The following is a 13,194-nucleotide window of genomic DNA, read 5'->3' as shown; positions in this document are numbered from 1 at the left end:
CGGTGCCATGCGTTCTCTAAGTGAAGGCAGGGGCACTCGCGGACAGCGATCCGTCCAAAAGGGTCGAATCGCCCATCTCGCTGAGCGCGAGAGCAAGGGCCCCGAGCACCTCCGCACGGCCGCCAAGTGCCCCTGGCAGCACCGAGAGTTGACGTGCGGCACTGGGGATCGCATACCGGCCGACCGACTCCCTGATGGGTCCGAGAACGAGTTCGCCGGCCTCGGCGAGGTCGCCGCCGAGGACCACCCGACTCGGGTTGAGCAGGTTGCAGAGATTCGCAACCCCGCTTCCGATGTGACGGCCGACATCGGCGATCACCCGACGACAACCCGGATCACCCTCCCGAGCCAGCCTGACGACGCCTTCCATGGTCAGGTCCGTGCCATGGCTGGACTGCAGAAGCGGCAGCACATAGCGCGCCGCCGCGAAGGTCTCCAGGCAGCCCCGATTGCCACAGCGACAGACGGGACCGGATTCATCAAGAGTAATATGCCCGATTTCGCCCGCCGTGCCGCCGGGCCCGCGGTAGATCTTGCCGTCGATCACCAGCCCGGCGCCGACACCGCTCGCGACCTTGATGTACGCCAGGTCCTTGACCCCGCGCCCACTGCCCCAGACCAGTTCGCCGAGCGCGCCCAGGTTGGCGTCGTTGTCCACGTACACGGGCACGCCGAGCCGCCCGCGCAGCTCCTCGGCGGGCTTCGCGCCGGTCCAGCCCGGCAGGATCGCGGTGGACCCCAGGGTCCCCGACTCCACGTCGATGGGACCGGGCACGCCGAGCCCCACGCCCGCGATCTTGGAGGGGTCCACCCCGGTCGCCGCGATCAGGCGGCTGACCAGCTCTTCCGCCCGGTCGAAGCCCTGTGCGGCGCTCGCGTCCACGTCCAGCGGCTCGGACTCCTCGGCCAGCACCTGGTGGGCGAGGTTCCCGACCGCGACGCGCAGATGCGTATGGCCGAAGTCGACGCCGATCACGATGCCGGCGTCACCGCTCAGGGACACGCTGCGGGCCCTGCGGCCACCCGCCGAAGTGGGGGTGACCTCGACCGTTCCGCCGTCCTTGAGCTCTCGGACGATATTGGAAACGGTCGCGGCGGAGAGGCCCGTCGTCCTCGCGATCTCCGCCTGCGTGAGCGAACCGGCAAGGCGCACCGCACGTACGACGCGCTCCAGATTGGCTCGGTGCAGCGACGACTGCGACCCCGGAGTCTCCACGACGACCTCCCGCGTACGAGGCCGCCACGATGAGGCCCCGCCTATGTCCAACTAGTGAACTCTAAGCTGAGCTGTTTGGGTTACCTCCCGTCAAGAGGTTGAGCTGCATCGGGCGCGGATGAGCACACGTGTGCGGGACAGACTGGGCCGTAGATCCTTCTATGGCCCAGGTCACACCCCGGCTGATTACAAGTTGTCGCCGTCCCGGCGTACAAGATCAAGGCCGCGACCACGACGCCGCCCCGCCGGGCGTGGGCCCCCGCACATCCCCTCCGGGCGAGTGGGCCGTTTTCGGGGGACCGGGGAATGCGGAACCGAGTGGGCGGGACCGAGTAGTCGGGACGAAATAGTCGGGGCCGAATAGTCGGGGCCGAATGTGCGGAACCGCAGGTGCCTGAATGTGCGGGACCGAGTACGCGTAATCCCTTCCGCGTCTTCGGAAGGGATTACGTACTCCGGAGAGTTCTCGGTGTTCGACGGATGTGGCCGTTACCTCGCTCGGCCTACTTGAGAGCCCCCGCCGTCAGCCCCTGGACCACCTGTCGCTGGAAGATGATGTACGCGGCCAGCACCGGGAGCATGGCCATCACCAGGCCCGCGAAGAGGCCCGACCAGTCGCCCTTGTAGCCCTGACTGGTCGCCAGCTCGACCAGGCCCTGGGAGAGGACCTTCTTGTCGGGGTCGGTGTTCAGCACGGTGGGGAGCATGTACTGGTTCCACTGGCCCAGGAAGTTGAAGATCCCGACGCTGATCAGCCCCGGCTTGGCCATCGGCAGCATGATCTGGAAGAACGTCCTGGTGTGCGAGGCACCGTCGACGAACGCCGCCTCGGCGATCGAGGTCGGCAGTGTCCTGAAGAACGAGGTCAGGAAGAAGACCGTGAACGGCAGCGAGTAGGCGATGTAGACGAGGATCAGACCCGGCAGTGTGTTCAGCAGACTCATGTTGTTCAGGACGTAGAACAACGGCACCAGAGCCAGCATGATCGGGAAACTCATTCCTCCGACGAAGAGGAAGTAGATGAAGCGGTTGCCCGGGAACTCGAATCGGGCGAGCACGTACGCCGCCATCGAGCCGAGCACGAGCGTACCGACCAGCGAGAATCCCACCACGATGAGGGTATTGCCGAAGTAGTCGCTCATGTGGGCCTGCGACCACGCGCGCGACCAGTTGTCGAAGTGCAGTTTGTCCGGCAGCGACCAGGGCGAGCTGAAAATGGAGTCGTCGTTCTTGAAGGACGTCATCACCGCCCACAGCAGCGGCAGTACGACCATGATCGCCCAGATGATGAGAATGCCGTGCGAGAAGGCGTTGAGGACGCCGCCCTCACTGCTCTTCGCCTTTTCCGGCGGCGCCTTCTCCTTTGCCACCTGAGGACGGTCCTCGACCGGTTCCACGGGCGGCGGGGTGTCAGTGGTCTTCATGCTAGAACTCCAACCGCTCGCGCCGGCCCACTCGCATCACGATCGCCGCGAACAGCAGCGTGACGATGAGCAGCGCGACACCGATCGTGGTGGCGTAGGCGGCGTTCGCGTCACGGAACGCCGATTGGTACACGTACAGCGGAAGGACCGTGGTCGAGTAGTCGGGGCCGCCGGGACCCACGGTCATGATCTGTACGGCGGCGAACGCCTCGGCGCCGAGCGCCAGGATCCCCATGTACACCCATCCCGACTGCACGGTGTCCCAGAGCAGCGGAAGGGTGATCTTGAAGAAGGTGGTGGCGCGGCTCGCGCCGTCGAGCAGCGCGGCCTCGTAGAAGTCCTTCGGAATCGACGCCATGCCCGCCGAGAACAGCACGACGAAGAACCCGACCGTGCTCCACAGCAGCACCGCCATCACACACCACAGGGCGAGGTTCGGGTCGCCCAGCCAGTCCGGCTGGACACTGCCGAGGCCGATGGCCTTCAACGTCCCGTTGATGACGCCGTCGTTGGGGTTGTAGGCGAATTGGAAAAGCAGGGAGACGATCGCGATCGACAGCACCTGCGGGAAGAAGTAGGCGATTTTGTAGAAACCCGAACCGCGCACTCCGGTGATGGCGGCGCCTTTTCGGCGCCGCCCACCGACATTGAGCATGAAGGCGAAGAAGAGCGCGAGGCCCAGCGTCACCAGCGGCAGCAGCAACGCGAACAGCAGACTGTGCTGCAACGACTTCCAGAAGATGTCGTCGTGCAGCATTCTGGTGTAGTTGGCGAAACCGACCATCTTGAAGTCGGGGCTCAGACCGGTCCAGTCCGTGAACGAGTAGTAGATGGCCTGGACGAAGGGCCAGATCACGAAGATCGCGTACAACGCCAAGGGGGCCACCAAGAACCCCACGATGAACCGGTACTTGCCGTGTTGCATGGTTACCGACCCCGATCGAATCGCGGATGCCACCGCCGGCGACGCGTGGACACGCGCCGCTACTGGTGCTTGTAGTGCTTGATGGACTGGTCCTTGGCCGCCGCGTCCGCGTAGCCCTGGATCTTCTTGATGGCCTCGGCCGGGGTCAGCCGCCCTGCCATCATCTCGCCGAGACCGGCGACACCGATCTGCTCCTTCTGAAGCTTCACGTACCAGTCCTGGAGCCGCGGGTTGACCACGTTGGTCCCGGCCTTCTCCAGGGCCGCGACACCGGACTTGAGGCCCGGGGTCAGCGTGATGCCGTCGGTGCCGCCGTTGTAGGCGGTCAGCGATTTCACCTGGCTGGTGAAGTTCTTCGACGAGGCCTCGCTGAGCATGATGCGCAGCTGCTCCATGCCTCCCTCGGGGTTGTTCGCCTTGGCCGGCACGATGAAGGGCTCGCCACCGGAGGCCCAGATGGTGCCGAACGGCATCTTGTCGGAGCTGTCCAGGCCGGTCGGGCCGCTGACGGCCAGGTTGAAGTCCTTCGGGATGACGTTCGCGGACTCGTTCTCCACCCAGGAGCCGTTCGGGATGAAGAGTGCCTTGCCCTTGGCCCAGGCGGTCTGCGACTGGATGTGGTCGATGCCCGGGGTGCCCTGAAGGATGTAACCCTTCTTGTAGAGCTCGTAGTACGCCTCGAACGCCGACTTGACGGCCGGGTCCTTCCAGGCGTTGGGCTCCAGGTTGTCGATCTTGTCGAGAACCTCCCGGCCGCCGATCTTGGCGATGAAGGGGTAGAGCGAGAACGGCAGGTAGTACGGGTACTTGCCCGCGTACGTCCAGCCGGCCATGCCCTTCTTCTTCGCCTTCTCGCACAGCGCGAGCATCGCGTCCCAGGTCTCGGGGTACGTCGCGTCGAGCTTGTCGAGGGCGGTCTGCGAGTACCAGACGCCGTAGACGGTGTACGCGTAGTACATGATCCAGACCGGCGCGCCGTCGAACTGGCCCATCTCCACGATGCCGGGGCGCAGCGTGTCGCGGACCTTCTTCGACGGGTCGTCGATGGACGGCGCGTCGAGGAGCGGGGTCAGGTCGGTGAGCTGCTTCTTGCCGACGAGCACGCCCATGTCCATCTGCTGGGCGCCGGAGTTGTCGATCAGGTCCGGCGGGGTACCGCCGTTGAACTTGGGCTGCAGTTCGGACTGGATCTTCTGGGTCGCATGGAAGTTGACCTTGGCCTTCGGGTAGGCCGTCTTGTACTGGGCGTTGGCGTCGGTCGCGTACTTCGTACCGAATCCGCCGTCGAAGATGACGACGGCGAGCGGGGCCGTCTCGTTGACGCCCAGCGGGTTCTTCGTGGTCTTCTTGCCGGCCTTGGCCTTGGTACCGGAACCGCTGTCGCTGCTCGCGCAAGCGGACAAAAAGCTCATCGTCGGTACGGAAATCAGGCCGAGCGCCGCGGACCGCTTGATCAGGTCACGGCGGCCGACACCCTCGGTGTTGCTGTTCTCGGCGGAAGTGGATCCCATGCTCAAGTCCTCGCCTTCTCCAGGACTCAGGCGGTGAACCGGATCCTCCCCGGCACCGCGGTTAGGTCAAGCTGGGGTCGTGCGTGAGGGATTCAGTCGGTCAACGCGGCGATCCCTGCCCGTCACACTGGCCGCCGACGTCCGATTCCCCCCGGGACGTGCCTGCCCGCGGCCGTCGAACGGCTGGGCGGGTGCCGACAGGTATAGTCCACTTCCCGTCAGCGGAGCAAGATCGAAAGCGGGTTTACCCGCGGGTCTTTTCCGAGTTGAGACCTCGCGGAAATATGGGGCGTCCGCGACTTCCCGGGGGAAGATCGACAGGGCACCAATCTCCCACCATGGGAGTAATGCGCAGCTCGTCGCACGATATTCGCCCCGGACGCCACATCCAACACCCTTGACACCACTGACAACTTGACTCCCTACTGGTCCTTGCGCAGCAAATCTGACAACGTTGTCCATGGCCAGGGAGGGTGCTCGCGCATGCAGCACAGAGCTCGGTACAGACGGAGTTCTCCGGCTCGGCTCAGATGGGGTTCCTCAACGATAATGGGGGTGGTAGCGCTTTCACTGGTAGTGGCCTCGCAGGGCACGGCGATTGCCCTTCCGGCCCAAACGGCATCCACCGATCGCGAGTTCGCCTCCTCGTTCGAATCAGGCGATCCGGCACCGACCTGGCTCAACACGGTGGACACCGGAGCAGACGGCGCAAAGCGCGCGTCGGGTGTCGACGGCGGCTACAGCAGCGGCATCCCCGGCAATGTCACCGACCACGTCACGGATGTCAGGGCGAGCGGCGAGAACACCGGCGGCGGCGAGGTGAAGGAGAACCTCGTCGACGACGAGTCGAGCACCAAGTGGCTGACCTTCGAGCCGACCGGCTGGGCGGAGTTCGACTTCGACGCCCCGGTCAAGGTGGTCACGTACGCGCTGACGTCGGCCAACGACCACGACGAGCGCGACCCCCAGGACTGGACCCTCCAGGGCTCCACGGACGGCAAGGACTGGAAGACCCTCGACACCCGTTCCGGCGAGTCCTTCGGCGAGCGGTTCCAGACGAAGTCGTACGACATCGCGAGCCCCGTCGAGTACCAGCACTTCCGGCTCGAGGTCACCAAGAACAACGGCGGCGACATCCTCCAGCTCGCCGACGTCCAGTTCTCCACGGGGCAGAGCGACGACCCGACGCCCAAGGACATGCTCTCGCTGGTGGACCGGGGCCCGAGCGGCTCCCCCACCGCGAAGGCCGGCGCGGGCTTCACGGGCAAGCGGGCCCTGCGCTACGCCGGTACCCACAAGGCGGACGGCCGGGCGTACTCGTACAACAAGGTCTTCGACGTGAACGTGGGCGTCGGGCGCGACACCCAGCTGTCCTACCGGATCTTCCCCTCGATGGCGGACGGCGACCGGGACTACGACGCCACGAACGTGTCGGTGGACCTGGCGTTCACGGACGGCACCTATCTGAGTGACCTGAACGCGGTCGACCAGCACGGGTTCGCGCTGACGCCGCAGGGGCAGGGCGCGGCCAAGGGGCTGTACGTCAACCAGTGGAACAACGTCGCCTCGCGGATCGGTTCGGTCGCGGCCGGGAAGACCGTCGACCGGATACTCCTCGCGTACGACTCCCCGCAGGGCCCGGCGAAGTTCCGCGGCTGGCTGGACGACGTGGCGCTGAAGACCGTGGCTCCCGAGAAGCCCAAGGCGCATCTGGCCGACTACGCGCTGACCACCCGCGGCACCAACTCCAGCGGGGGCTTCTCGCGCGGCAACAACTTCCCGGCGACAGCCCTCCCCCACGGCTTCAACTTCTGGACGCCGGTGACCAACGCGGGCTCACTGAGCTGGCTGTACGACTACGCGCGAGCGAACAACGCGGACAACCTGCCGACCATCGAGGCGTTCAGCGCGAGCCACGAGCCGAGCCCGTGGATGGGTGACCGGCAGACCTTCCAGGTGATGCCCTCGGCCGCCTCGGGCACTCCGGACACCGGCCGCACCGCCCGCGCGCTCGCGTTCCGGCACGAGAACGAGACCGCGCGCCCGTACTACTACGGGGTGACCTTCGAGAACGGTCTCAAGGCGGAGATGGCGCCCACCGACCATGCCGCGGCCCTGCGCTTCACCTATCCGGGTGAGGACGCGAGCGTGCTCTTCGACAACGTGACCGAGCAGGCGGGCCTCACGCTCGACAAGGACAACGGGATCGTCACCGGGTACTCGGACGTGAAGTCCGGGCTGTCGACGGGTGCGACCCGGCTCTTCGTCTACGGGGTGTTCGACGCGCCGGTGACGGACAGCGGCTCGTCCGGCGTCAAGGGATACCTGAAGTTCAAGCCCGGCGCCGACCACACGGTCACCCTGCGCCTGGCGACCTCCCTCATCAGCATCGACCAGGCCAAGGACAACCTGCGCCAGGAGATCCCCGACGGCACCTCGTTCGGGACCGTCAAGGAGCGGGCGCGCAAGACGTGGGACAAGCTGTTCGGCAAGGTCGAGGTCGAGGGTGCGACGCCGGACCAGCTGACCACGCTGTACTCCAGCATGTACCGGCTCTACCTGTACCCCAACTCCGGCTTCGAGAAGGTCGGTTCGAAGTACGAGTACGCCTCGCCGTTCTCCGCCATGCCCGGCCCCGACACCCCCACCCACACCGGTGCGAAGATCGTCGACGGCAAGGTGTACGTCAACAACGGCTTCTGGGACACCTATCGGACGACCTGGCCGGCGTACTCATTCCTGACACCCTCTCAGGCGGGTGAGATGGTGGACGGGTTCGTGCAGCAGTACAAGGACGGCGGCTGGACCTCGCGCTGGTCCTCCCCCGGGTACGCGGACCTGATGACCGGCACGTCCTCGGACGTGGCGTTCGCGGACGCGTACGTCAAGGGCGTGGACTTCGACGCGGAGGCGGCCTACGACGCCGCCCTGAAGAACGCGACCGTCGTCCCGCCGGCCTCCGGCGTGGGCCGCAAGGGCATGTCGACGTCCCCCTTCCTCGGCTACACCAGCACCGCCACCGGCGAGGGCCTCTCGTGGGCGATGGAGGGCTACGTCAACGACTACGGCATCGCCGAGATGGGCCAGGCCCTCTACAAGAAGACCGGCAAGAAGCGCTACCAGGAGGAGTCCGCGTACTTCCTCAACCGGGCCCAGGACTACGTGAACCTCTTCGACTCGAAGGCCGGGTTCTTCCAGGGCCGCGACGCGCAGGGCAACTGGCGTCTCGACTCCTCGAAGTACGACCCGCGTGTGTGGGGCTACGACTACACCGAGACGAACGGCTGGGGGTACGCCTTCACCGCACCGCAGGACTCACGGGGCCTCGCCAACCTGTACGGCGGCCGGAGCGGGCTGGCCCAGAAGCTCGACGCGTACTTCGCCACCCCCGAGACGGCCTCGCCGGACTTCGTGGGCTCCTACGGCGGGGTCATCCATGAGATGACCGAGGCGCGTGACGTACGGATGGGCATGTACGGGCACTCCAACCAGGTGGCCCACCACGTGAACTACATGTACGACGCGGCGGGTCAGCCCTGGAAGACGCAGAAGAACATCCGCGAGGTCCTCTCCCGCCTCTACACCGGCAGCGAGATCGGGCAGGGCTATCACGGCGACGAGGACAACGGCGAGCAGTCCGCCTGGTACCTCTTCTCCTCGCTCGGCTTCTACCCGCTGGTGATGGGCAGCGGCGAATACGCGATAGGCTCCCCGCTGTTCACCAAGGCGACCGTGCACCTGGAGAACGGCAAGGACCTGGTCGTCAAGGCGCCGAGGAACAGCGCGCAGAACGTGTACGTGCAGGGCGTCAAGTTCAACGGCACGCGCTGGACGTCGACTTCGCTCCCCCACTCGCTCATCTCCCGTGGTGGCGTGCTGGAGTTCGACATGGGCCCCAAGCCGTCCTCATGGGGCACGGGCAAGGACGCGGCGCCCGTTTCGATCACCCAGGACGACAAGGTGCCCGCGCCCCGCGCGGACGTCCTCAAGGGTGACGGCGCGCTCTTCGACAACACCTCGGCGACGGACGCCACGGTCACCTCGGTCGACCTGCCGACGTCCACCGCGGCCAAGGGGGTTCAGTACACCCTGACCTCGTCCGCGGACCACACCAAGGCCCCGGGGGGCTGGGTCCTGCAGGGCTCCTCCGACGGCACCACGTGGACCGACCTCGACAAGCGCTCCGGCGAGTCCTTCACCTGGGACAAGCAGACCCGGGTGTTCTCGGTCGCGCATCCGGGCTCGTACGCGCACTACCGCCTGGTCCTCGACAGCGAGGCGACGCTCGCGGAGGTGGAACTGCTGGGCTGACACCCTCATACGGGCGGGGCGGGCGCGGAGATCACTCTCCGCGCCCGCCCCGCTGTGCGGCCGGGGTCTCAGCTCACCGCGACGGTGAACACGTGCAGATCCGCGTTGTCCGGCAGCCGCACGCTCTTGACGGTCTTCCCGGACGGGGCCTGGAAGGGCTTGGTGGCGAAGACGTACGCAGCCACCGGGTCCTTGTCTGCGCCCGCGACATTGCGGTACGCGGTCCTGGCGACGGTCTCGTTGCCGTACTGGACGGTGCCGCCTCCGCCGCCGACGGTCCAGTCGGTGAAGGAGAGGTCGACGGAGTCCGTGCTGCCGTCGGTGTAGGTGACGGTCGCATGGGTCTGCTGGTTGCCGTTGACCGCACTGCCGATGAAGGACAACCGGTCTGCCGGGTGGGCCAGTTCGATGCTCTGGGCGGTCGCCGAGGCGTTGTCGGGACGGCCGGTGGGAGAGTCGGGCCAGGTGTAGGTGAGGCCGTCCACGGTGCCCTGGGTGCCGGGGGTCAGGCCGGCGGCGGCGAGGGCCTGACGGGAGTAGCTCCAGCCGCCGCCGTCGTAGTCGGCCTCGTCGTGGTCGCCGGTGTCGTCGGAGACACCGGTGTTGTTGTAGGCGGCCAGGAGGGAGCCGGGCGCCGCGACGGTCAGGGCCACCGGTTGTTCGTACGAGGTGGCGGCCGACGTCACGGTGACCTTGACGTCGTAGAAGCCCTGCTGGGCGGTGTCACCGGCGGACAGGGTGATCTCCTGGGCGCCGTCGGTCACGGTGCCCTCGGCGGGGGTCGCGGTCACGCCGGCCGGGGTGTCCACCTTGAAGCGGACCTCGGGGCCGGTGCCGCCGCTCAGCGCGAGGGCACGGATGTCGAGCTTCGTGCTGCCGCCGGGTGCGAGCGTCGCCGTGGTCGGCCCGACACCGATCTGGTACGGCTGCTCGCCCTCGCGGAAGGACGGCGGGGCGGCCGCCGGGTCACTGCCCCAGGTGCGGTTCGGGGTGCCGGAGAGGATGTAGTCGAGCGTGCCGCCGTCGCGGACGAAGGAGGCGGGGAGCCAAGGGCGGTCGCTGGTACGGCCGTCGACCTTCAGCGACTGCACGTACGGGGCGTCGGCGGCGGCGCCGTTCGCGTGGATCTCGATGTCGTTGCCGCCGGGCCGGTTGATCTCCACCCGGGTGAACAGCGGTGAGGCGAGGACGAGTTCGGCGCGGGAGGGGACCTGCGGATACATGCCGAGCGCGGAGAAGACGTACCAGGACGACATCTCCCCCAGGTCGTCGTTCCCGGGGATGCCGCCCGGCTGGGTCGACCACAACCCCGTCATCGCGGCGCGGACGGTCTCCTGCGTCCTGCAGGGCGCGCCCGCGTAGGCGTACAGGTAGGGCACGTTGATCGAGGGCTCGTTGTCCAGCTCCGACTTGTCGCCGCCGTTGCCCGTGAGGGCCCAGCTGCCGTCGGCGTTGTGGAAGAAGGTGTCGAGGCGGTCGAGTGCCTTGTCCCGGCCGCCCATCGCGGCGAAGAGCCCGGCCGGGTTGTGCTGCACCATCCAGGTGTACTGGGCGGCCGTACCCTCCACGAATCCGTTGCCGGTCGCCGGGGTGAAGCCGGTGACCCAGCTGCCGTCCGCCTTGCGGCCCGCGACGTAGCCACCGCTCGGGTCGGCCGCGATGTTGAAGTTGTTCTGCCACCACTGGGAGCGCTGGGCGAAGTCGGCGGCCGTCTGCTTCTTCCCGGCCGCCGTGGCGAGCTGGGAGAGCGCGAAGTCCGCGCCGGACATCTCGAGGGTCTCGGCCGCGCCGCCCCAGGCGTTGGACACGGACGGCATGTAGTGCTGCTTGAGGTACTTGTCGAGCGACGGCCGCTGTCCGACGGACAGGACCGGCTTGCCCGAGGAGGAGAGGTCGCCCTCGGTCGGCACGGTCGCCGCCCTGACCAGCGAGTCCAGCGCGCCGCGCAGGTCGAAGTCGGTGCCGCCGAAGGCCCGGATGCCGGCGAGCGCGGTCGGGGACGGGTCGCCGTTCATGACATGGGTGCCGCTCGCGCCGTGCAGCCAGCGGTCCCAGACGCCGCCGTTCTGCCGGGCGAGTTCGAGCAACGACTGCGCGATGTCGGAGCCGGTGTCCGGGCTGAGCAGGGTCAGCAGCTGGACCTGGGAGCGGTAGACGTCCCAGCCGGAGAAGGTGCCGTACTGGGCCCGGTGGCCACGGCCGACGACATGGACCTTGTCGTCGGGGCCCCGGTACCTGCGGTCGGCGTCACTGATGACGTTCGGGTGCAGGAGGGCGTGGTAGAGCGCGGTGTAGAAGGTGGTGCGGTCGCTGTCGCTGCCGCCGCCGACCCTGATCGCGCCGAGCTGGTCGCGCCAGGCCCGATGGGCGGCGTCCTGGACCGAGGCGAAGGAGCGGGACTGCGGGTTCTCGGCCGCGAGGTTGGCGGCGGCACCCGCCTGGCTGACGTACGAGATGCCGACCTTGACGTTCACGGGGTCGGCGCCGGGCTCGAACTCCACATAGCCGCCAGCGCCCTTGCCCGCGACGGGACGGCCGCCGTTCCCGAAGCCGCCGGTGCCGCCGCTCGCCTCCGTGGACCCCGGGCTCAGCCTGTCGTCCTGCCAGGTGCCGGTCGACTGGAAGTCGCGGTCGAAGCGGGCGGTGAAGTAGAGCGTGTAGTAGGCGCGTTGACCTTCGGGGTCGAGGTAGCCGCAGAAGTTCCCGGAGGTGACGGACCCGGAGACCGTGCGGGTCGCCGGGTCGATCTTCAGGGTCGAATCGGTGGACCCTACCTCGGAGTTCGCAGTGCGGACCAGGAGCGAGGCGGGTTTGTCGGCGGGGAAGGTGAAGCGGCCCGAGCCGGTGCGCGCGGTCGCGGTGAGGTCGGCGGTGACGCCGGAGGCGAGGCCGACCTTGTAGTGGCCGGGCTCGGCGGTCTCCTCGGTGTGCGCGAAGTCGGCCGCGTACACCGCGTCCTTGGTGTCGCTCGCCGGGGAGGACGTGACCTCACCGGCGTACGGGAAGAAGGGGATGTCGCCGCTGCCGCCCGCGCAGCCCGTGCCGGACATGTGGGTGAGGCTGAAGCCCCTGATGCGGGTGGCGTCGTACTGGTAACCGCCGGGCGCGGCCGTCCGGGTGGAGTCGCCGCGGGTGTTCTCGGGGCTCCAGGAGAGCATGCCGAAGGGGACGACGGCTCCGGGGAAGACGTTGCCGCCGTTCTTGGTGCCGATGAGCGGGTCGACGTAGGTGGTGGGGTCCCGGACGAGGTCGGGTGCGGCGGTGGCGGCCGCCGCGGGGGTGACGGCGGGGGTGATCCCGGCGGCCGCCAGGGCGACGGCGAGCAGGACGAATGACGGACGGAAACGCATGACGCGGCCCCTCCTCCTTCGGACGGGTCGCGCACCGCAGGTCGCACAAGCCGCAGGGACAGTAACGTGCGCCACGGGTACCACGGAAGACCGCGTGCGCCCCCACAGGCACGCTCGGCGCACACCCCTATGGCGCAACGCGCCCCGCTGTGGTCCCCCAACTCTCTTGACATCGTTGTCGGTTGAGGCGGTAGAGTCATGTACAGACCATCAGACAACGTTGTCGCACGCCTAGGTCGTCACAAGCCACGCTCCCCCACAATCTCGGCTGCGCTCGAGCAGGGGGACCCCCAACCCGGGCAGCACCCCCCTCGCCCGCCCGGGCTCGCGGACCGGGTGAGTTCCACACCACCCACCCGGTCCGCCCAGAGCCGCTCAACCGACCTGGCAGGGAAGCGCGGTCGCGGGATCACCGCCGGAGCCCGAGACGACGTACCCGAAGGTCGCGCTCCTCCCG

The 13,194-nt window shown here is 67.7% G+C and carries 6 protein-coding genes; 1 reads left to right on the top strand and 5 read right to left on the bottom strand.

What is annotated here, in order from left to right:
• Positions 1–16 precede the first annotated feature (16 nt).
• The 4 genes from AAFF41_RS35215 to ngcE form a co-directional block, all read right to left on the bottom strand.
• Positions 17–1,216, bottom strand: a complete 1,200-nt coding sequence (locus AAFF41_RS35215) for an ROK family transcriptional regulator (RefSeq protein WP_319748543.1) — start codon at positions 1,214–1,216, stop codon at positions 17–19.
• A 503-nt stretch (positions 1,217–1,719) separates the two neighbouring features.
• Positions 1,720–2,640 (bottom strand): carbohydrate ABC transporter permease, encoded by a 921-nt coding sequence (locus AAFF41_RS35210; protein ID WP_319748542.1) that lies wholly within the window; start codon positions 2,638–2,640, stop codon positions 1,720–1,722.
• 1 nt (position 2,641) lies between these two features.
• Positions 2,642–3,565 carry a carbohydrate ABC transporter permease gene (locus AAFF41_RS35205; protein WP_054234021.1) on the bottom strand — a complete coding sequence of 308 codons (924 nt, stop codon included), beginning with the start codon at positions 3,563–3,565 and terminating at the stop codon, positions 2,642–2,644.
• Between the two features lie 59 nt (positions 3,566–3,624).
• Positions 3,625–5,076 (bottom strand): N-acetylglucosamine/diacetylchitobiose ABC transporter substrate-binding protein, encoded by a 1,452-nt coding sequence (ngcE, locus tag AAFF41_RS35200; protein ID WP_319748541.1) that lies wholly within the window; start codon positions 5,074–5,076, stop codon positions 3,625–3,627.
• Between the two features lie 549 nt (positions 5,077–5,625).
• Here ngcE and AAFF41_RS35195 point away from each other — a divergent pair.
• Positions 5,626–9,387, top strand: coding sequence for a GH92 family glycosyl hydrolase (locus AAFF41_RS35195; RefSeq protein ID WP_319748540.1), 3,762 nt, complete (start codon positions 5,626–5,628; stop codon positions 9,385–9,387).
• A gap of 68 nt (positions 9,388–9,455) precedes the next feature.
• On the opposite strand, the gene AAFF41_RS35190 is transcribed toward AAFF41_RS35195, so the two are convergent.
• On the bottom strand, positions 9,456–12,737 hold the full coding sequence (locus tag AAFF41_RS35190; protein ID WP_343325191.1) for a GH92 family glycosyl hydrolase: 3,282 nt from the start codon (positions 12,735–12,737) through the stop codon (positions 9,456–9,458).
• Between the last annotated feature and the right edge of the window lie 457 nt (positions 12,738–13,194).

The organism is Streptomyces mirabilis (assembly GCF_039503195.1).
In the GTDB taxonomy this organism is placed as follows: domain Bacteria; phylum Actinomycetota; class Actinomycetes; order Streptomycetales; family Streptomycetaceae; genus Streptomyces; species Streptomyces mirabilis_D.
Note: the sequence above shows the minus strand (reverse complement) of the source record. Positions and strands in the feature narration are given on the sequence as shown.